At 66.2% G+C, this 21516-nt stretch carries 18 protein-coding genes; 5 read left to right on the forward strand and 13 right to left on the reverse strand.

What is annotated here, in order from left to right; genetic code table 11:
- Position 1: 1 nt before the first annotated feature.
- The 4 genes from LGY53_RS03785 to LGY53_RS03800 are packed head-to-tail and all read left to right on the forward strand — an operon-like array spanning position 2 to position 5087.
- On the forward strand, positions 2 to 1621 hold the full coding sequence (locus LGY53_RS03785) for an ABC transporter substrate-binding protein (RefSeq protein ID WP_225725207.1): 1620 nt from the start codon (positions 2 to 4) through the stop codon (positions 1619 to 1621).
- On the forward strand, positions 1614 to 2603 hold the full coding sequence (locus tag LGY53_RS44045) for an ABC transporter permease (RefSeq protein ID WP_225725208.1): 990 nt from the start codon (positions 1614 to 1616) through the stop codon (positions 2601 to 2603). The genes LGY53_RS03785 and LGY53_RS44045 overlap by 8 nt, the downstream gene beginning before the upstream one ends.
- Entirely contained in the window at positions 2600 to 3445 is an 846-nt protein-coding gene (locus tag LGY53_RS03795) for an ABC transporter permease (protein WP_225725209.1), read from the forward strand. Before LGY53_RS44045 ends, LGY53_RS03795 begins: the two co-directional genes overlap by 4 nt.
- Positions 3446 to 3473: 28 nt before the next feature.
- Positions 3474 to 5087, forward strand: coding sequence for an ABC transporter ATP-binding protein (locus LGY53_RS03800; RefSeq protein ID WP_225725210.1), 1614 nt, complete (start codon positions 3474 to 3476; stop codon positions 5085 to 5087).
- 61 nt (positions 5088 to 5148) lie between these two features.
- On the opposite strand, the gene LGY53_RS03805 is transcribed toward LGY53_RS03800, so the two are convergent.
- Positions 5149 to 6216, reverse strand: a complete 1068-nt coding sequence (locus LGY53_RS03805; RefSeq protein WP_225725211.1) for a virulence RhuM family protein — start codon at positions 6214 to 6216, stop codon at positions 5149 to 5151.
- A gap of 199 nt (positions 6217 to 6415) precedes the next feature.
- On the opposite strand from LGY53_RS03805, the gene LGY53_RS03810 reads away from it, so the two are divergent.
- Positions 6416 to 9553: a BTAD domain-containing putative transcriptional regulator gene (locus LGY53_RS03810; RefSeq protein ID WP_225725212.1), complete on the forward strand. Its 3138-nt coding sequence runs from the start codon at positions 6416 to 6418 to the stop codon at positions 9551 to 9553.
- An 18-nt stretch (positions 9554 to 9571) separates the two neighbouring features.
- On the opposite strand, the gene LGY53_RS03815 is transcribed toward LGY53_RS03810, so the two are convergent.
- The 12 genes from LGY53_RS03815 to LGY53_RS44050 form a co-directional block, all read right to left on the reverse strand.
- Complete coding sequence (locus LGY53_RS03815; RefSeq protein WP_225725213.1) at positions 9572 to 10027, reverse strand: hypothetical protein; 456 nt, start codon at positions 10025 to 10027, stop codon at positions 9572 to 9574.
- 30 nt (positions 10028 to 10057) lie between these two features.
- On the reverse strand, positions 10058 to 10489 hold the full coding sequence (gene rplK, locus LGY53_RS03820) for a 50S ribosomal protein L11 (RefSeq protein ID WP_167477785.1): 432 nt from the start codon (positions 10487 to 10489) through the stop codon (positions 10058 to 10060).
- A gap of 662 nt (positions 10490 to 11151) precedes the next feature.
- On the reverse strand, positions 11152 to 12327 hold the full coding sequence (locus tag LGY53_RS03825; protein ID WP_225725214.1) for a cytochrome P450: 1176 nt from the start codon (positions 12325 to 12327) through the stop codon (positions 11152 to 11154).
- Positions 12328 to 12362: 35 nt separating this feature from the next.
- Positions 12363 to 13190, reverse strand: a complete 828-nt coding sequence (locus tag LGY53_RS03830; protein WP_225725215.1) for an AfsR/SARP family transcriptional regulator — start codon at positions 13188 to 13190, stop codon at positions 12363 to 12365.
- 59 nt (positions 13191 to 13249) lie between these two features.
- Complete coding sequence (locus LGY53_RS03835; protein ID WP_225725216.1) at positions 13250 to 14632, reverse strand: amidase family protein; 1383 nt, start codon at positions 14630 to 14632, stop codon at positions 13250 to 13252.
- 30 nt (positions 14633 to 14662) lie between these two features.
- The gene (locus tag LGY53_RS03840; RefSeq protein WP_225725217.1) at positions 14663 to 15079 is read right to left on the reverse strand and encodes a hypothetical protein; all 417 of its coding nucleotides are present in this window, start codon (positions 15077 to 15079) and stop codon (positions 14663 to 14665) included.
- Between the two features lie 288 nt (positions 15080 to 15367).
- Positions 15368 to 16162: a TylF/MycF/NovP-related O-methyltransferase gene (locus tag LGY53_RS03845; protein ID WP_225725218.1), complete on the reverse strand. Its 795-nt coding sequence runs from the start codon at positions 16160 to 16162 to the stop codon at positions 15368 to 15370.
- Positions 16163 to 16176: 14 nt separating this feature from the next.
- Entirely contained in the window at positions 16177 to 17121 is a 945-nt protein-coding gene (locus LGY53_RS03850; protein WP_225725219.1) for an NAD(P)-dependent oxidoreductase, read from the reverse strand.
- Between the two features lie 30 nt (positions 17122 to 17151).
- Positions 17152 to 18330 carry a glycosyltransferase gene (locus LGY53_RS03855; RefSeq protein WP_225725220.1) on the reverse strand — a complete coding sequence of 393 codons (1179 nt, stop codon included), beginning with the start codon at positions 18328 to 18330 and terminating at the stop codon, positions 17152 to 17154.
- Complete coding sequence (locus tag LGY53_RS03860) at positions 18330 to 19151, reverse strand: class I SAM-dependent methyltransferase (protein WP_225725221.1); 822 nt, start codon at positions 19149 to 19151, stop codon at positions 18330 to 18332. The genes LGY53_RS03855 and LGY53_RS03860 overlap by 1 nt, the downstream gene beginning before the upstream one ends.
- A complete protein-coding gene (locus LGY53_RS03865) occupies positions 19148 to 20284 on the reverse strand; it encodes a cytochrome P450 (protein ID WP_225725222.1) in 1137 nt (378 codons plus the stop codon). The genes LGY53_RS03860 and LGY53_RS03865 overlap by 4 nt, the downstream gene beginning before the upstream one ends.
- Complete coding sequence (locus tag LGY53_RS44050) at positions 20281 to 21516, reverse strand: cytochrome P450 (protein WP_225725223.1); 1236 nt, start codon at positions 21514 to 21516, stop codon at positions 20281 to 20283. Before LGY53_RS44050 ends, LGY53_RS03865 begins: the two co-directional genes overlap by 4 nt.

Raw genomic sequence — 21516 nt, forward strand, 5'->3', positions numbered from 1 at the left:
AATGGCTCTCGCATCGGCAACGGCCGTGCTCGCATTGGTGACCGCATGCGGCGGTTCGGACACCTCGGCGCACCAATCGGCGCAACCGGTCAGCGGTGGATCGTTGACCTGGGGTGTCGAGACCGAGCCGACCACGCTCAATCCGCATCTGAACGGCCAGGGCAATACGCGACTGCTGCTCCGCAACGTCTACGAATCACTGCTGCAGCGGACCGCGGACGGCGGGGTCGTGCCATGGCTGGCCGACGGCTACGAGATATCCCCCGACGGCCTGACATACACCTTCACGCTGCGGGATGGCGTGCGATTCACCGACGGCAATCCGCTGACCGCCGCGGCGGTCGCCCTCAACTTCACCAGGATGAAGGATCCGGCGTATTCGGGCGGTTTCGGATCGGGTCCGCTGTCCAATCTCGATACGGCGGTCGCGCGGGACACGCGAACGCTGGTGCTGACGTTGAAGAATGTCTATTCGCCGTTCCTCGACTATGCGGGCACGCTGGATATCATCTCCCCCGCGGCATTCGATTCACCGCAGTTGAAATCCGGTGGCCCGGAGATCGCCGGTACCGGACCATTCATACTCGACCGCTACACCAAGGGGCAGGAAATCCACTTCCGGAAGAATCCGGATTACAACTGGGCGCCGCGGAATGCCAAACATCAGGGCCCCGCCTACCTCGATGAAATCACCTACCGGTTCCTGCCCGAATCATCGGTGCGCACCGGGGCACTCACCTCCGGGCAGGTCGATATCATCGAAGGCATTTCCGGAAATGACGCCGGACTGTTCGAAAACAACCCCGAATTCACCTATCAGCATGCGCTGAATGCCGGGAGCCCCTATTCCCTGTACCTCAATTCGACCTACGGTCCGGCGACCGACGAAAAGGTCCGCAAGGCGTTGATCGACTCCGTCGACGTCGACGCGGTACTGCGGTCGATATACCGCGGCGAGCGCACGCGGGGCTGGGGCATCACCTCCCCCGACGACGCGGTGTTCTACGACAAGAGCATCGAGCGGTCCTACGGAAACGATAAGGACGCCGCGAACCGTCTCCTCGACGAGGCCGGTTGGACGGCCCGGGACGACAAGGGATTCCGCACCAAGAACGGTCAGCGGCTCACCATCGAGGTGGTTCAGGCGCAGTCCACCGTCCGCGATCAGCGCGAGGTGCTGTTGCAGGCGATCCAGGCCCAGGCCAGGCAGAACGCCGGAATCGATCTAGCCATCTCCCTGGTCGACGCGGGCACCTACGCCGACCGCCGCAAGGACAGCAGTTACGGTTCGGTCGCCAACTCCGACACGCTGACCGGCGGTATCGATATCGAAAATCATTGGTACCCGGCCGCGACATTCGGCACCCTCAATTACAGCCGCGCCACGGATCCCGAACTGACCACATGGTTGAAAGCCGCTGCCGCGACACAGAATACGGGTGAGCGCGCCGGACAATACGCGCGTTTGCAGCGGTTCGTACTCGTCGACAAGGGATATGCGCTGCCGCTCTACCAGCCCGAAAACGAGATCGCATCCGCCACTCGCGTGCACGGCGCCGGTTTCCGGCCGTATCACCGGTTCCCGGAAAGCGCATACGACATTTGGGTCGACCGTGGTTAGCGATGCCGTCGTCACGGATATTCGGTTATACGCGCACCGCGCGATCGGGAAACGCGTCCTACTCCGGGTGTTGTCCGGATTCGGCGTGCTGTGGGGCGCGGCGAGCCTGTCTTTCGTCAGCCTTCGGCTCGCGCCGGGCGATACCGTCGACCTGTTGGTGGGCGAACAGCGGCGCACCCCGGAACTGGAGGCGGCCATCCGCGCCGAATGGGGGCTGAACGATCCGGTCGTCGTGCAGTATCTCCGCTATCTGTGGAATTGTGCGCACGGCGATTTCGGGCGTTCCTACATCCTGCACAAGCCGGTATCGGGAATCCTCGCCGCGCAGGCCGCACCGACCTTGACGCTCACCGCGGCCGCTCTGCTGGTGGCGGTGGTATTCGCGGTGGTCGTCGCGGCGACGACGGCACACCGGCGACGGTCCAGGGCGTTGGCGAATGCCGTTGAGCTGACGCTCGTTTCGACTCCGTCGTTCTGGTTGGGCATCGTCCTGCTCGCGGTTTTCAGCTTCCAACTCAAGCTTTTTCCGGTGGCTGGGAGCAAAGGGCTTGCCTCGCTTGTGCTTCCGGCTCTGGCACTCGGATTGCCGCTCGGCGCTGTCATCTCGCAGGTGCTGCGCGACGGATTGGAGCGGGCGCTGGAAGAACCGTTCGCGCTGACGGTGCGATCCTGGTCGGTCAGCGAGAGCGCGCTGCGGCTGCGCCATGGATTGCGCCATGCGGCCGTACCCGCGGTGACGTTGACCGGCTGGTTGGTCGGCGGCCTGCTCGGCGGTGCGGTGGTGACCGAGGCGGTCTTCGGCCGACCGGGACTCGGCAGGGTGACCGTCGATGCCGTACTGGCGAAAGACCTCCCCGTCGTGCTGGCCGTGGCGATGCTGTCCGCGCTGGTCTATGTCGTGCTGAGCACGATCGTCGACCTGCTCGGACTCCTGCTCGACCCACGGCTGCGCACCGGATCCCGGCGAGGTGAGCAGGGTTGAGGCCGACCACTCGTCGAATCATTCTGCGCACCTTCCGAATTCCGGCCGGTGTCGCCGCCGCGGCGCTGGTGCTGGTGGTGATCGCGATCGCGGTGATCGCGCCCTCGCTGCTGACCGCGCACGATCCGCTCGCGGCCGATCCGCTCGCGGCGCAGCTTCCGCCCGGCCCGCGACACTGGTTCGGGACGGATCACCTCGGGCGCGACGTCTTCACGCGCGTCGTCAACGGTGCGCGCTACTCGCTGCTCATCGGGATCACCGCGATCGCCATCGCGGTCGTCGCCGGGACCGCGCTCGGACTGGTCGCCGGGCTCACCCGCGGACCGGTCGACGAACTGATCACCCGATTCCTCGACGTGGTCTCCGCATTCCCGGATCTGCTGCTGGCACTGGTGCTCATCTCGTTCACCGGTCCCGGGACCACGAACCTGATCTGCGCACTCGGCATCGCATCGATTCCGCGGTTCGCCCGGGTGGTGCGGGCTCAGACGCTCGTCGTGCGGGAATCCGGCTATGTCGAACAGGCACGAACCTTCGGGCTCACCCGAATTACGTTGGTGCGACGCCATATTCTGCCGCACGCGGTCGCTCAGGTGCCGATACTCGCCACTATCGGTCTCGGTACCGCGATCCTCGGCGCCGCCGGACTGAGCTTTCTCGGGATGGGGCCGAAACCGCCTGCGCCGGAATGGGGTTCGATGCTCGCGGAGGGGCGCAACTATCTCCGCAATGCCTGGTGGATCGCGGTACTTCCCGGCGTGGCCGTCACCGCGACGGTCGTCGCACTGAGTTCGCTCGGGCGGCACTGGCAACGGCACTACGACGGAAGGTCGCGGGCGTGATGGGTCCGTCGGCTCGAAAGGATATGGCGTGAGCCTGGTCTCGATCACCAACCTGCGCATCGGTTTTCCGGCGAAGGAGGTCGTGAAAGGCATCGATCTGCATATCGATCCGGGCGAGGCCGTCGCGATCGTCGGTGAGTCCGGTTCCGGAAAGTCCGTCACCGCAAGGGCATTGGTCGGTCTCTCCGGATCCGGTGCCGTCGTGCGCGCGGACCGCCTCGAGCTCTTCGGACAGGACGCCCGCACCTATCGAGAGCGCCAGTGGCGCCGAATGCGGGGCAGCAAAATAGGTTTCGTACTCCAGGACGCGCTCGTATCACTGGATCCGCTGCGCCGGATCGGACAGCAGCTATCCGAGGCGCAGCGGGCGCTCACCGACCTGCGTGGGCGGGCGATCACCGAGCGCAGCGTGCGACTGCTCGACTCGGTCGGGGTCCCGGAACCCGAACTGCGGCTGCGGCAATACCCGCACGAACTGTCCGGCGGCCTGCGTCAGCGGGCGCTCATCGCGGCGGCCATCGCGGGCGATCCCCCACTGATCATCGCCGATGAACCGACCACCGCACTCGACGTCACCGTGCAGCGCCAGATTCTGGAACTGCTTGGGCAGCGCAAGGATTCGGGTAACGCGCTGCTGCTGATCAGCCACGATCTCGCGGTGGTCGCCGAATTGGCCGACCGAGTGCTGGTGCTGAAGGACGGCGAGATCGTCGAACACGGAAACACCCGCGACGTACTGATGCGACCGGCGCATCCGTATACGCGGGGACTGCTCGCGGCCGTGCCGTCGGCGTCGTCGCGCGGTACGGCGCTGTCCGATTCCGAGCGCCGGCCGCTGCCGCCGCGCCGGGTCGACGACACCCGAATCGTGTTGTCCGTGCAGCAGCTTCGCAAGACCTACGGTTCCGGACCGGCCGCGCGAACCGTGGTCGACGAGATCGATTTCGACCTGTTCGCCGGCGAAACCCTCGGGATAGTAGGCGAATCGGGCTCCGGGAAGACGACGACCGCGCGAATGGCGTTGAGCCTCATCGCGCCGACCGCCGGCCGTGTCGTCGTCGACGGCGAACCGTGGAGCGAATATTCCGAAAGTCGACTGCGCCGCCTGCGCGGCACCGCGCAGCTCATCGCGCAGGACCCGTTGAGTTCGTTCGACCCCCGTTACACCGTGGAACGCATCATCGGCGAAAGCCTGGACACCATCGGCGTCCGCGGGCGCGACCGGACCGCCCGGGTCCGAGAACTACTCGATGCGGTGCGACTCGACCGCGACCTCCTCGACCGCCACCCCCGCACCCTCTCCGGCGGGCAGCGGCAACGGGTCGCCATCGCCCGCGCCCTCGCCCCCAACCCCGCCCTGATCGTCGCCGACGAACCGGTATCCGCCCTCGACGTCTCCGTACAGGCCCAAATCCTCGACCTGCTCGCCGAACTCCAAGCGGAATTCGGCACCGCCCTCCTCTTCATCTCCCACGACCTCGGCGTAGTCCACCACATAGCCGACCGAGTGGTCGTCATGAAAGACGGCCGCATAGTCGAATCCGGCAACGCCGACTCGGTCCTCCAAACCCCCCAACACGCCTACACCCGCCACCTGGTCGCCTCGGTCCCCCACCTACCCGAACTCACCGACCGCGTCTGACCGGATCGAGTTATGCCGCAGTCGGATTCCGCGGTCAGACCCGGGCTGCACTGCGCGCGAGCTATTTTGAGCGCCTCTCGATCTCACGTTGCACAGTTTCCAGGACTTCGACGTCATCTGCTTCGTTCTCGATCTCGCGACGCCGCAGATCGAACTGCTCCCAGCGTTCCCCGGAAATCCGCTTGGCCTCGTCGGCCGAGACGGAGCCCGCATTCCGCAGCACGCTGCGCTCATAGAACTGGAGGAATCGATCGGTCTGCGTCACCCAGTCCGCCATGGTGATCGGCTCGCGTCGCGCGGCCCGATCCTCGGCGAAGTCGAGGAACATCGTGGTGAGCCGATTGAGATCGCCAATCTCCTTCTCCGCCAAGTAGTTCTTGGCGATATCTACATCACCCTTCCGGACGATGCTTCCCTTCCAACTGGTCAGGCCCATATTCGGCTTGCCTACATCGCAGCGATCCACGATGATCTCCGCCGCGGTGCGCCCGGACACCGCGAACAAGAGTTTGTTCTGGATCGTCTTGAAGAAGGTCTGGGCGACAACTGCTTTCGGGTCGTAGTCGACGGCGGAGGCGGAAAAGACCTCTTTGACCTTCTGATAGAACCGCTTCTCAGAAGCCCGAATGTCCCGGATCCGCGCAAGGAGCTCGTCGAAGTAGTCCACGCCCTGCGGCTCCTTCAGCCGGGCGTCGTTCATCGCGAAACCCTTGATCAGGTACTCGCGCAGCACGGTGGTAGCCCAGCGCCGGAACTGCACGCCCCGCGGCGAACGGACACGATAGCCCACCGCGAGAACGACATCGAGGTTGTAGTGCTCGATCTCGCGCTCGACCTCGCGACCGCCCTCCGACCGAACTATTCGGAATTTCCGAATAGTTGCCTCCATCACACACTCACCATCTGCATAGATGGTCTTGATGTGCTCATTTATGGTCGGCACGCTCTTGTCAAACAGCTCCGCCATCTGACGCTGCGTGAGCCAGACCGTGCCATCTACAGTGCGAAGTTGCACCTCGGTGCGGCCGTCCTCGGTGTTGTAGACGATGAACTCGCCTGAGGCGACGGCAGCGGCTCGGGCGTCGAGCTCCCCCGCCGCGCCGGCATCGGCGCCGAAGGTTTCTTCCATCCTGATACTCCTCATGTTCCGCGTGCGGCAGAGAACTCGAGGGCTACCAACAGAAGAAACCCAACAAACGACGACCCAACTATTCAGTCGTTTCTCGTACCGAATGGGAACAACGAGGAGCCCCGCCAAGACAGATGGATCGTAGACCGTGCTACCGACGCCGAGGTGCGGCCCGCACACGGTGGGGCAGAATGGCGAGGTGCGTGTTTGGCTGCTCGGGCCCTTTGAGGTGCGGACCGGGGATGGGGTTCCGGTGGAGGTTTCGGGTGCGCGGTTGCGGGCGTTGTTGGCCGCGCTCGCGCTGGAGCCGGGGCGGGTTGTCGGACGGGCGCGGCTGGTGGATTGGATTTGGGGTGAGGAGCCGCCGGCGGATGCGGTGAATGCCGTGCAAGCCTTGGTATCTCGGCTGCGCAGGGTGTTGCCGGACGGGTCGATCGAGGCGGAGTCCGGCGGGTACCGGCTTGCGGTGACGCCCGATGCGGTCGACGTGAGCCGATTCGAGTCGTTGGTCGCTCGAGCGCGCACCGCGGAGGATCCGGCGCGGGCGGAGCTGTTGCGCGAGGCATTGGGCCTGTGGCGCGGAACGGCCTTGCAGGACATCGCCTTACCGGGCAGCGAACCATTCGACGCGGCGGCCACCCGGTTGAACGAGCTGCATCTCGCCGCGCTCGGCGACCGGGTCGACGCGGATATTCGCCTCGGCCGCGGCGCGGACCTGATCTCCGAGCTGACGGAATTGACCGCCGCGTATCCGCTGCGGGAGGGTTTCGTCGCGGCGCTGATGCGCGCATTCGCCGAGGCGGGGCGCGGTGCGGAGGCGCTGGTCGCCTACCAGCGGATGCGTGAACGGCTCGACGAGGAGTTGGGTGTCGAGCCGTCGGCCGAACTCTCCGCGCTGCATACCGCGCTCCTGCGCGGCGAAATCGGCGGCCGGGCGGAGAGCCGCAGGACGAATCTGCGCGCGGAGCTCACCAGCTTCATCGGCGAGGACGACACCATCGCCGCGGTTTCCGATCTGCTCACCGAGCACCGGCTGGTCACCCTGACCGGGCCGGGCGGTTCGGGCAAGACCAGGCTGGCCACCGAGACGGCGCGCACGATGCTCGGCGAACTTCCGGATGGCACGTGGCTGGTGGAATTGGCGCCGGTGCGCGCGGGCGGTGACGTCGCGCAGGCCGCGCTCACCGCGATCGGCCTGCGCGACCAGGCATTGCTCGGCGGAGGCTCGGCCGCCGACCCGGTGGATCGGCTCGTCGCCGCGCTCCGGGACCGCATGGCGCTGCTCATTCTGGACAACTGCGAGCATGTGATCGAGGCGGCCGCGACATTCGCGGCCCGGCTACTCGGCGAATGCCGCAGGCTGCGGATCCTGGCGACGAGCCGGGAACCGCTCGGCATAACGGGCGAGGTGCTGTGGCAGGTCGAGCCGCTCGTATTGCCAAGGGTGGGTGCGGATTCCGCCGAGGTCGGTGCATCGCCCGCGGTGCGGCTGCTGCGGGACCGGGCCCGCGCGGTGCGCCGGGATATCGCCGACGACGAGCCCGCCATATCCGCGATGGCGCGGATCTGCCGGGCGCTGGACGGCATGCCGCTGGCGATCGAATTGGCCGCCGCCCGGCTGCGCACCATGTCCATCGATCAGCTCGCCGACCGGCTCGATGACCGATTCCGCCTGTTGAACAGCGGAAGTCGCACGGCGCTGCCCCGGCATCGAACCTTGCGCGCGGTAGTGGACTGGAGTTGGGATCTGTTGAGCGAGGCCGAGCGCGCCGTCCTGCGGCGGCTCTCGGTATTCACCGGCGGAGCGAGTCTGGAAGCGGCCGAACGGATTTGCGCGGACGAGACATTCGGCTCCGACCAGGTGCTCGAACTGCTGACCGCGCTGGTGGAGAAGTCGCTGATACTCGCGGACGGCGGTGGCGCGCCGCGCTACCGAATGCTCGACACCATCAGGGAATACGCGGCGCACCGGCTTACCGAGGCCGGGGAAGCCGAACAGGTCGGCCGGGCACACCTCATCTACTTCACCGAGCTGGTCGAGCGGGCCGACCCGCACCTGCGCCGCGCCGGACAACTGGAATGGTTGGCGACGCTCGAGGCCGACCACGCGAATATCGCCGCCGCCCTGCGCCGCGCGATCGCCGAAGGGCGGGCCGCGGCGGCGATGCGCCTGGTCGCGGCCGCGGGCTGGTACTGGCTGCTCAGCGGGCGCAAGGCCGAGGGCACCGAGTTGGGCATCGCGGCGGCCTCGCTGCCCGGCGAGGTGCCCGATGCGGTGCGGGCGATGGCGTATTTCTTTGTCGGACTGTTGGTCACCGCCGGATACGGCGCACCGGAGCAGGCGGAGAAATGGATCCATGAGGCGCACCGGTTGGCCGAACGAACCGACGGTGGTCATCCGCTGCTGAGCTTCATCGCGCCGTTCGAGGTGATACTGCGGGAGCCGATGGAGTTCGCCGCCGCGTACGAGCCGCTGCTCACCAACGACGATCCGTGGCAGCGCGCGCAGGGCAGGCTGCACCGCGGCCGGTTCCGGCTCCGGCTCGGCCTCGATGAGGCGGAGGGTGAGGCCGATATCGAACTGGCCCTCGCCGAGTTCCGCGCGCTCGGTGAGCGATGGGGGATTTCGCTCGCACTCATCTCGCTGGCCGATCATCTTGCGCTGCACGGTGAATTCGCGCGGGCGTGCGAATACTACGACGAGGCGATCGCGGCGCTGGCCGAGGTGGGCGCGACCGAGGACGCGGTGGGTGCGCTGGCCCGCCAGGCGCAGCTGTATTGGCTGCTCGGTGACGAGACCCGCAGCAGGTCCGCGATGGCCGAGGCGCAGCGGTGCGCGGAACAGATCGTCTGGCCCGACGCGCTCATCATCCTCGCGCTCGTGCAGGCGGAGTTGGCGCGCTGGCGCGGCGAGCCGGATGAGGCGTATGAGCAAATCGCCGTGGTGCGGGCGATCTCGGGCGATGCCGAGAACATCAGCGTCGATGCCAGGATCAATGATCTGAACGGTTATCTCGCGCAAGATCTGGAACAGGCTCGGGCATACCGGACCAAGGCGTTCCGTGGGGCCGTCCAGGACGGCTATCAGCCGCTGATCGCGCAGGTGTTGGTCGGAATAGCGGATCTCGCGCTGCGCCAGGGCCGGTACGAGCAGGCCGCGCAGCTGCTCGCGGCGAGCGACAGCGTGCGCGGCATGCCGGACCGCGCCCAACCGGATGTGGCCCGGATCGCCGATGACGCGCGAAATCGCCTCGGCGACATCGCATTCGCCGAGGCGACCCGGGTCGGCGGGCAAGCGGATTGGCGCGAGTTGGCCGAGCTCACGCTCGCTTCGTGAATTTCGAACAGCAAGAGGTCATTGACGATTCCCGTCCTCGGTCCGCGCCGCGCCGACGGGCCGCCAGCACGCGGTGGTCACCTGGACATGCCACGATGCCGCCAGGGCGACGACGGCCGCGCTTTCGAAGGGGTGACCCATGCGCACCACATTCGTAATGTGCAGCCGCGCCGAGTCGTCGTCGCCGTTCATCGAGGACAGCAACGCACGACTCGCCGCACGAATGGCCGGGTGCACATCATCGACATCCGGCACGCCATTTCCGGTGGATGCGCGAAAGCCGAACAGCGCGTCGGCATTCGAATCGCCGGCGAGATATCGACCGCAGTCGCGAATCAGCTCGAAAATGACACCGACCAGTTCGTCATCGGTGACCGAAGAAGTCAGGCGCAGAGCCGCATTGCCGAGTTCGTCCGCACTGTCCGTCGTGGCGATCCGCACAATTTCGGCGGCCCATCGAGAGAGCTCGTCCATCGTTCCCCGACCGCTTCTACTTCCGAAGGCTCAGGCCTCGACCTTGACGCCCATCGACCGCGCGGTGCCCGCGACGGTCTTCATGGCGGCTTCCAACGATTCGGTGTTGAGGTCGACCATCTTTCGCTGCGCGATCGACTTCAGCTGCTCGGCGGTCAGCGTGCCGACGGTGGCGTTGCCGGGCCGGGCCGAACCCGAGTTCGCGCCGATCGCCTTGCGGATCAGGAACGAGGTGGGCGGCGTCTTCAACCGCAGCTCGTAGCTGCGATCCTCGAATACGGTGACAACGGCCGGAATGACCTCGCCGCGCTGCTGCGCGGTCGCCGCATCGTATTCCTTCTTGATATCGATGGTCTTGACGCCGGTGGGGCCGAGCATCTTGCCGAGGTCCACCATGGCGGCATTGCCCGCCTCGAGGTTGAGCGTTACGACAACGCTGACCTTCTTCTTCTTCGGAGGCATCTTCGAGTCATCCTTTCCGTGTACTGAACATCAATGCCTCGCTCGCATGGCCTGGCAGAGGCTTTTCCCGCAGCTGACCACAAGCAGCTGCAGCCGCACACCAACCACCGGTATCCCGTTCAAGGGAATACCGGTAACGAGCTTTGCCGCAACACTGATCGGGTAGCGAATCCACTCTCATCGAATGCGCCGATGGACTGCGATCCATTTGCGGCTTCATCGCAAATCCGTTGGACCGCACTCCCCTTCTGAAGCATGGCCTCTGGATCGCACCAGCCCCGATGATACTGAAATTCGTTGCAAACGGCCAACTTACCGGAGCGGCGGAGGTTCAGTCAATTTCCGTACCAATACGATCACTTTACCCATCATTCGAAAGATCTTGCAGGTCAACCGAAGCAAACCCCAGCTACCGGCAGCCGAAGAGTAGCAGTCATCTGCCACCGGAAGCACGCGATTTAAATACAGTCTTGCACTTGACGTTACGTCAACCGCAAGTCACGAATAGTGAATACAAAGCAACCCCCTAGAAGTGGGGCCACAGCACATAGGGGTTACCGGCCACTTGTCCCGAAACTACTCCACCTGGAATTATCCGAGCGGCCCAACGCATTTCGCCACTTCGGCTCCGAATACTTATTGCGCCGTACCGACTTCGCACCTCACCAACGCACCGGCAACGCGCGCGGGTAGTGGCTGAACGGCGTGCTCACCAGCTCGACAGCGGTCGGATCGAGATCGAGCTTCAGCTCGGGAAAACGCCGAAGCACCCGGCCGATCCCCTCTTGCAACTCCACCCGCGCCAGCGCGGCGCCGAGGCAGAAGTGCGGACCGCCGCCGAAGGTCAAATGCTGCCTGGCCTCGGTCCTTCCGACATCGAAAAGGTCCGGATCGCTGAACTGTTCCGGATCCCGGTTGGCCAGATCGGGCCGGACGAACACCATGCCGCCGGCCGGTATCCGGACGCCGCCGATCGTTAACTCGGTGGTTGCGTACACCGCCCCGGCGAAGCCCGAACCGATTTGGGCAAACCGCAGGCACTCCTCGACCGCGGTCGCCATCGAGCCGGGTTCGGCCCGCAACCGCTCGCGCTGCTCCGGATACCGGAAGAGCGCGAGGAAGGCATTGCCGAGCTGGATGGCCACGGTCTCGAATCCGGCGGCGACCAGCAGGATCCCGGTGGACACCAGCTCGTGATGGGTCAGCGGTTCCTCGTCATCGGGTGCGCCGGTGAGCAGTTGGCTGAGCAGATCCCGCCCCGGATCGGCCCGGCGGCGTTCGACCAGTTCGTTCACGAACGCGCCGAGCGCACCCATCGCGGTGCCGAAGGCGGCCATCGAGCCGCCGGTGTTCCGCAGCCCGCTCGCCCACTCGGCCAGCCGGTCGTATTCGTCATCCGACATCCCGAACAATTCGGCGATAACCCGGATCGGCAGCCGGAAGGCCAGACCCGACATCAGGTCGGCGGGCTGCTCCAGCGCCGCGAACTCGTCGAGCAGCCGGTCGGTGAGCGCGCCGATCCGGTCGCGTAGATCCTCGGCCTGCTTCGGCCCGAACAGCGGCGTGATCACCCGCCGCCACCGGGTGTGGCCCGGCGGCTCGGCGATCGATGCGCCGAAATCGAATCCGTCCGGTGCGGTCGTTCGGGCCTGATCCCGGATCGGGCGCCGGGACAGCCGATCGTCCCGGAGCGCGGCGCGGATATCGGCGTAGCGGGTGAGCACCCAGGCGGTTTCGCCGCTCGGCAGCCTCACCTCGGGGACCGGCGAGTCATCCCGCAGCCTGCACAGTTCTCCCGGCAGCAGAAATGGATCGTCGCGGTGAAAGGGATAGGTCATGCTGTGACTCGTTTCCAACAGTGCGGCAAGGCTTTTCACACCTCGGATTCGGCGTGCAGCGTCCACGGCTTCGCGGCCAGATCGGATGGGATGCCGCTGCTGACCGTTGTCCGGTCGCCAGAGAGCATCGAGCTGTGCAGCCGGCGCAGGGTCGGCGATGGTTCGAGCGCCTGATCCTCGACCATCCTGGTGCGCAATCTGCGATAGACGTGCAGGGCCTCCGGTCGCCGGCCGGACCGGTAGAGCGCGAGCATCAGATGGGCGCAGAACCCCTCGTGCGTCGGATATTGACCGGCCAGGCTGGTGAGGTCGCCGAGTACCTCGTGGTGGCGGCCGAGGCGGAGATCGACCTCCGCCTTGCGGTCCAGCACATTCAGCCGCGCCTCCTCCAGCCGGCCCGCCAACATGCCGAGCGTATTCCCGACTCGGATATCGGCCAGCGGCCTGCCGCGCCACACCGCGAGGGCATCGGCGAAATGCTGTGACGCCTGTTCCAGATCGCCCATTTCCCGAGCGCGATGCCCGGCCGAGGACGCACGGTCGAAACGATACATATCCACACTCGCCGATTCCGCCGCGAGCATATAACCGCCGGAATGGGTTCGCAGATATTCCTTGACCGTTGCGCCATTGGTCGGCGAGGCGAGTTTCCGCAGCGCCATAATATAGTTCTGGATCACGGTCCGCGCGCTGCGCGGGGCGGAATTACCCCATATTTCGTTCGTGATCGATTCGACCGAAACCACGCTGTCGACATTCGCGGCGAGCAGCGCCAGAATTACGCGCGGTTTGGCCGCGGACGGCACGATCGACCGACCGTCGATACGTACCGATAAATTTCCCAGTAGGCTGATATCAAGCACCTTTCCTCCCCTCGAGTAACGAGAGTACGCACGCCGCTCTCATCGAACCGGAATTTGACTCAGGCGACCACGCTGTGCACCGGATACGGCGGTGACCGCAGATCCCAGCGCAGCTCGGACTCCAATTGTCCGGCCACCGAGATCAGCAGCTGATCGGAACCGGGCGGGCCGAGTAATTGCACGCCGATCGGTATGTCATCCGAATCGAAGCCGCATGGAATCGAAATACTCGGCCAACCGAGTACGCTCCACGGCCACGTGTATTGAAATGCGGTGATCACCGCCGTTCGCATTGCCGGATCGTCCAGCATATCGATGCAGTCGGCCGGAAGTGCGGGAATCGGAACGGTCGGGGCGAGCACGATATCGCAGGTTTCGAAGACCGCGCCGATCTTCCGCGCGGATCGCGATTCGGTGCGCCCGGCGAGCGCGGCCAGCGGACCGATGATCGAACCGAATCGGGTGTATGCCCGCGTGCGCTCGTCCAGTTCCGCCCCGGCGAGCGCACCGGCGACCCGGCCCGCCTGGTTGGCCGCCCTCGTGAAGAAGTTCAGGCCGACCAGCCAATCCTGCGGCAACTCGGCGTCGGATACCTCGTGCCCCAGTCCGCGCAGCGCCGCCGCGATGCGCAGCAGACCGGCCTCGATGTCGGCGTGCAGCGGTGCGGGGCCCGGCGGGAAAATCGCTCGGCGAGCCACGGCGATTCGGCGGGAGCGCACCGTGATTTCCGCCGCCCGTTCCGGATGAATGATGTCGAGCAGTAGCGCCGCGTCCGATACCGTCCTGGCCAATGGGCCGACGATATTCAGCTCGCTGGGAAATGCGGCGGACAGCATTTCCGCCCGGGCGGGCCTGGTGGGCCTGATACCGACCGAATTCGTCCATGCCGCGGGGATTCGAATCGATCCGCCGACATCGGAGCCGAGCGCGGCGGGCACCAGCCGGGCCGCCACCGCCGCCGCGCTGCCACCGGAGGATCCGCCGGGCGTGCGGTCGAGATTCCACGGATTCCTGGTGGCCCCGAATGCCGGACCGCTGGTGAAAGGCCAGCGGCCGAGCTCGCACATATTCGTTTTGCCGACCACGATGGCGCCCGCGTCGCGCAGCCGCCGCACAACCGCCGAATCCGCCGATTGCCTCGGGAACGTACCGGCGCATCCGTAGGCCGTCGGCTCACCTGCGACGTGCAGATTGTCCTTGACCGCGATCGGGACGCCGAGCAGCGGCGGCCGCTCGCCCGCGACCGCCAGCGCATCCGCCTCGGCGGCCTCCGCCAGCGCCCGTTCCCGGACAATGCGGAAGGCATTCAGATCGCGCTGACTTTCCTGTATCCGTTCGAGTGAACGAGATACCGCATCACGCGAACTCAATTCGCGTCGCGCTATCGCGGCTGCCATTTCCCGCAGCCCGAGACACGCCGCATCTCCGGTATCGTCGGCCACGAATACTCCTTCAACGTCCGTCGGTCATATTTATTCGGACGCGTCGCGGTCCGGCGATCGTCTCTGGTGGGTTTCGCACATTTTCCGGATGCAGCCGTTCGACTTGTCGACGAATAAATTCGAACACGTCCCCACCGCGCAGGTCTTCACCCGGCGCCAGCCATCGGCGTGCACCAGATATGCGAGCCAGAACAGACCCTCCGCCAGCGTGGGCTCGGTCCCGTCGGCGACCAGCGTCCACTGCGATCCGGGATCGACGCGCCGAATGCGAACGGTCACACCGGTGTCCCGCAACGCCGAATTCAGTCGCTCGGATGCCTCGTCCACCTTCCCGGCGCGCAAAGCGGCGCTCAGATCCCGGATCCTCGGATCGGAGTTCAGCATGGACTCCACCGCGGGCAGGTTGGGCAGATACATCAATCCGGCGTGCAGGGGTATCTTTTTCATTGCCGAAACCGAAATTCATCGACCATCGCGTCCCACATACCCCCGGGTATGAAATTCCGTTCAATACCTCAATTAATAGCAAGACAGTAACAGCATGATCTGCACGACGCAAGGGTAGGCACAAATTCCGGACCACCGTCCAGCGGAAGATCGGAACGATAGTGCGAAAACCCCTGACTGCAAGATCGAGCCGGTGGCAGAAAGTATTGGGTATTGACAGTTCGGAATAAATCGATAGAACGCGCCACCGGAGTGACATTGACGTTGCGTCAATGTCACTCCGGCAATTCACTTACGCCAATACACCCCGCATTGATCGATGGTGATCAGCTCGGGCTCCTGCTCGCCCGCGCTCTTCAGGTAGTCGTGCACCGCGAGCCGGCATTCGTCCAGGAAGTGATAGTCGTCCACCACCACATATCCACCCGGCGAGACCTTCGGATACAGGTGTTCCAGGGTGGCCCTGGTCGATTCGTAAAGGTCGTTGTCCACCCGCAGGATCGCGAGCCGCTCGACCGGTGCGCTCGGCAGCGTATCGGCCAGCCAACCGGGTAGGAAACGCACCTGTTCGTCGAGCAGGTCGTATGCCAGGAAATTATCCCGCACATCCGCTTCCGAACCACCGTTCAGAAATTCGTCTTTCATCCGCGCGGCCGCCTGCTCGTACTGTTCGGCGGTTAATTTCGCGTCACCGTATACATCGCTCATCCGATATCCGGTATCGGATGGCGGCTCCGGGAAACCTTGAAACGAATCGGCAAGCCATACCGTCCGGTCCGTGACGCCGTAAGCACGGAGCACACCGCGCAGGAAGATCATCGCGCCGCCGCGGCCGACCCCGGCCTCCAGGAAATCGCCGGGCACGCCATCGCGCAGCACCGATTCCGTCAGCTCCCGGAGGTTGTCGAGCCGAGCGAAGCCGACCATCGTATGCGCCCGGCTCGGGCAATCCAGGCCCGCCATCCGCGCGGCCGCGTCGAACGGCACGGCGGGCCCCCAAGCCGGGCCGATCGGCGGGTCGCGGTAGATCATGCCGGTCACCGCGCGTTTCAGCAGGTCCAGATACAGGTCCTGGTGCGCCATGGGTACGTCCTTCCTCAGGCCGCGCGGGTGAGCCCGTGCGGGGCCTTCCAGTGCTCGCCCTCGGTCTTGATGAACCAGTCGATCGTCTCGGCGAGGCCGTCGGCCAGCCCGCGCAGCGAGTCGGGTTCGATACCGACCGCACGCAGCGTCCGGGTGTCCGCGGAGACCGGGGTGGTCGGATCCTCGCCGGGGCGCATCGGCAGGTCGACGATCGGCACCCGGTCGAAGCCGCGTTCCACGATCAGGTCGATGGCCAGCTCGGCCATCTGCCGGATGGTGGTCGATTCGACCGGCCCGACCTCGACCACATCGAGCACCCGCCCGGCCGCGGCCGTCTCCAGCGCCGATACCAACGCCCGCGCGACATCGCCGACGTACACCATGTCCGACACCTGACGCCCGCCGCCGTACAACTCGACCGGCATACCGGACAACCCGCGGCACACCACCGCGGGGGTGATCTTGCGGACCTTGCTGGACCCGAACGGTGCGGCCGCCAATTGCCTTGGGCCGTAAGCATTTACCACCCGCACACAGTTGACCTTGGTGCCCCGGTCCCGGTTGTACATCCGGACGAATCGCTCGACGGTCGTCTTGGAGATCGAGTACGCGTTGTTCATCCAGTGGTTTCCCACGCAGATGTACACGCCGGGCAGGTCGTACTGCGCGATCGACTCGAGGAAGTTCAACCCGCCGAAGAGGTTGGTCTCCGCCGCCGGACGCGGATTGTTCAGCGTCTCCTGCGTGCCGAGCACCGCGGCCAGATGGATGACGGCGTCGCAGTGCGCGGCGAACTCCACCATCGCGCTCGCGTCCCGGATATCGCCGAGCATCACCTCCCAGCGCGCGTGCGGGCGGCGCTGATGGTCGAACACCACGGGCTCATGCCCGCGCTGTGTCAGTTCCTCGCACACATATGTGCCGATGAACCCGTTTCCTCCGGTTACTCCAACCCTCATGGCTCCTCCGTTGCCTCAGGTAACTGCACGTCACTTGCCGATGACCGGCGCCGTCCCGGCGACGAGCGCGCGCAGGTCGTCGGGCATCCGGTCCATGCGCGCCAGCTCGCCCATCCGCCGCCGCAGCCGTGCGGCGCGGTCGCGGAAGCCCGGATCGTCGAGCACCCGGCCGATCGCCGCACGCATCGCGTCCGCCGTGGCTGCCGCCGGGTCGACGACGGCGGCCACCCCGAGCTCACCGAGCCGGCGCGCGCTGGCCGGGTGGTCGCCGAAAAGCGGTACCGCGACCATCGGGACGCCCGCGCCGAATGCCTCACGGACACCGTTGAATCCGGCGTGCGTGATGAACAGGCCGCAGTGCCGCAGCAGCGCGCGCTGCGGCACGAACGACTCCAGCCGGACGTTGTCCGGGCGCGCGCCCGCCCAACCGTCCGGATCCATCCCGAGCGCGACGACACCGGTCACCGGCAGTTCGCCGAGCGCGGTGATGATCGCGTTCAGCAGCGCGCTCGCCCGTTGATCGAAGACGGGTGCGTTCATCCCCAGGCTGGCCAGCACCAGCGGCCCGTCGCCCGCCGGCAGCGGACACGGCTCGGCATCCGCCGCTTCGTCCGCGACGGAGGGTTGGTAGTAGTTCGCCTCCGGCCACCGCAGCTCGGGCGGGTAGTAGTCGGCGGGCACCAGCCCGATCCGGAACGAGCGCACCGAATGCCACGGATCGTCCACCTCGGGCAGGCCGAATCCGGCGCGCAACTGGTTGAGCTCGGCCAACGCACCGGGTGCCGCGCACGGCGAAAGCGGTGCGATATCGACGGTGCCGTGCGGCACGCCGAGGCATTGCGCGGCGATATACCCGCCGAGTTCGGTGGAATCGCGCAGTACGCAATCGGGCGCCAGCGGCCGCAGCGCATCGGTGATATCGGCGGCCTGCTGGTGGGTCCACGGTGTGATGAACGGATGCGCGGGCGGCCGGTCCGGTGGACCGGATCGCGGCCACGGCGTGCCGTTCGTGAGCGCGGCGATGATTTCGTCGGTGGACATCAGGCTCGGCACCGGCACCATCGGGAAGCCCGCGCGCTCGATCTTCTCGGCCACGCTCGGACCCGATACGACGACGACATCGTGACCGGCGGCCCGGACCGCGCGGGCCGCGGCGAGCACACCGACCAGGTGACTCGGATTCGCATGGCTGGATAGTGCGAAGCGCATCAGAAACCCACCATCTGCTCCGGCGCACCACTGCCGGAATAGAGCTTCGAATATTTCTCCCGCTGACTCGCCGCGTAGGCCCGCCAGGCATCCGGCGCCATCGTCACGCCGAGCGCCCGGTGCGGGCCGAGCGGCACCGTGTCACCGGTGGCCAGCGCGGCCCGGTCGGCGACCGCCGCCGCGACCTGCTCGACGGTCACGCCGCCGGGATCCCAGGTGGCGTAGAACTTGCCCTTCGTGAACGCCAGCGGCAGCAGCCGTCCGGTCAGGTACTCCGACCAGAACGCCATGGCGACGCCCGGAATGTGTGCGCTGGACCAGTCGTCAACGACCAGCACCCCGCCGGGGCCGAGCAGCCGCCGAGCGGTCTGGATATCGGCATGCGCGATGTCGTAGGTGTGCCCGCCGTCCACGTGCACCAGACGGCACGACCCGGCGGCCACCAGCGCGGCGAGTTCGGCCGACGGCCGCGCGTGCACGATCGGCAGCCGCTGATGGAAACGCAGATAGTTGCGCTCGAAGTCGGCCTGCCGCAATCCGGGATAGAACGCCGCGTTCTCGCTCCGGTTGTCCACGTCCTGTGCCGTGGAATCGAACAGGTCGCAGACGATCAGCGATTCGCCGCGGCGCGCGAAATAGCCGAGCAGAATCGCGCTTTTGCCGTGGTAGGCACCGATTTCCAGGATGTCGCCGGTAATTCCGGCGCGTGCCTGGATGTCGTCGATGGCGCCGAGCAGTTCCGCGTCGGTCGGGTAGAGCCACCCGTCCACGTCGTCATCGGCCGGTGCGGCGATCAGCTCGAGATATTCGGTCACACTCATATCAGTCGTCCTGTCGTGGTGAATGGGAGCGATCGCACCGATTGGGAGAACCCGTCGTAATCGATCCGCACCGCGGCGGGATCCACCATCGGGTCCAGGTCCAGCAGGCCGCGCAAGGCCGCGCAGACCTGGATCCGCGCGCTGGTCGCACCGAGGCAGTAGTGGGTGCCCTTGCCGAACGTGATGTTGTCCGCACGGCCGCGCGCCGGACAGAAGTCCAGCGGCCGCTCGACCCGGGTGGGATCGGTGTTGACAGCCGGAATATCAACCAGCACAGGTGTTCTCGGATCCAGATGGACGCCGAGGCAGTCGCAGGGCTCGGTCACCCAACCGGCGACGACCAGGAACGGCGGCACCAGGCGCATCGCCTCCTCGGCGACCTGCTCGATATCGAATTCACCGGCCTTCACCCGAGCGAGCAGCTCTCGGTCGCCGAACAGCGCACGCACCGAAACGCCTATGCCGGTACCGATTTGGGGCACGCCCGCCGCGAGCAGTTGGGCGATCGTGGCGACATCGGCCCATGCCGAGGTGTCGTGCGTCTCGGCATAGCGGCGCAGCGCGGCCATCAGCGGTGTCGGTCGCGGCTCGGCCAGCGCCGCACGCAGGCATCGCAGAGCCGCCGCGAAGGCCGCCAGATGTTTCTCGGGCAGCGCCAATACTCCCCGAAACCGTTGCCGCAGAACGAACATCAGCACGTGGTAGGCCTTGGTCAGCGCGGGCCGGCTCGGCTCGGCGAACCCCATCAGGTCGAAGGTGCTGCGCAGGCCGTATGGCGTGATGAACGTCGGTACCAGATCGCCGAAGGCGGGCAGCCCGCGGCGCAGGTCGGCGGCGATGGCATCGAAGCGGGATGCGAAGGGGCGCAGGGCCGCCGCAGTGTAGGCGCGGCGCAGTTCCAGCCCGAATTCCGGATGATTGGCGCCGCGCCGGTACCACAGCTCGAAGAACTGCTCGATGGTCGGAATGTCGTTGGCGGCGGGCAGCGGCACGGAACTCCGATCGGGATCGAGCGACATGCCGATATGCGGATCACGCAGCGCGATATCGGCGAGTTCGTGGGTGCGCACCACCCACTGACCGGTATCCGGCCACCACTCCAATCCCTTTGGCAGCGTTGTCTTTTCGGTCATATCCCACTCCTGCACGGCAAGGTCAGATAGCCCCGGGTCATGAATTCGCCGTACGGCCGCGCACCGGCGAGCGGCGCCGGAGCCGCGACATATTCGACGAGCGCGCCGAGCAGATGGCCGAGCGCCCGCCGGGAGATCAGCGCACCCAGACACGAGGTGGCACCGACACCGAACCCGAGATGGCGGGCGGCCGCCCGCGGATCCCGGTGGATGTCGAACCGCCCCGCATCCGTCCACTGCCGCTCATCCCGATTCGCCGATCCGGTCAGGCACACCACGAGCGCGCCCGCCGGAATCGTCACCCCGCCGATCTCGGCGTCGGTCCTGGCCAGCCTGCCGAGCGCCTGGGTCGAGGTGTCGTAGCGCAGCCCCTCCTCGACCGCACCGGCGATCAACGACCGGTCGGCACGCACCGCGCGATACGAATCCTGTTCGCGCAGTAGGGCATTCATCAGCGTGCCGAAGCTGAACACCAGACCCTGATGGGTGACCAGCGAGATCATCAGCCCCGTGCCGAGCACGAATTCGAGGTGCGCGCCGACACCGTCGCGGCCCGGAATTTCACCGGGGTGCGCGGCGAGGTATCCGACGAAATCGTCTACCGGAGAGGTCATCCGGTCTACCGCCTGTCGCGCGAACAGGCGGCGGATCTCGCGCGCCAGGCGCACCTGCGCGTCCTGCTCCCCGGCCTCGTATCCGGATTCCGTCCACGCCTGGAATAGCGGAAAGTCGGCGGCCGATACGGCGAGCAGCCCGGCGAGCAGCCGAGTCGTCAACGGCGCCGCATAATCTCGGATCAGATCCACCGGGCCGGCCGATTTTCCGAGTTCGGCTGCGGCAGCGGCACATTCGCGTTCGAAATCCGGCCAAAGCGTATCGACGAAGCCCGAGGACAGTGCCCGTCCGGTGGTACGGCGACCCGCCGAACGCCGCGCCGCATCCGCCGGATTCACCTGCGGCGCATGCGGAACCCGCCACGAGACCGCGCCGCCGCGCACCGCCGCCTGCAGCATACGCAGGAACGGCTGCCCGACCGCATCGAAAGTCGCTGCGTTATTGAAGATTTCGAGGCACAGGTCATATCTGCTGACAAACCAGCAGTCCCATCGCCGCGAGTAATGCACCCCGCCATCGGCGCGCAGCCGGGCGTATTCGGGATACGGATCGGCGATGAGCGTGGGCCCGGTGAGCTCCAGCGGCTCGCTGCTGGTGGAAATCTGCGGCGTGACCAC

It is taken from the genome of Nocardia sp. JCM 34519.1, assembly GCF_020361265.1.
Lineage (GTDB): Bacteria > Actinomycetota > Actinomycetes > Mycobacteriales > Mycobacteriaceae > Nocardia > Nocardia arthritidis_A.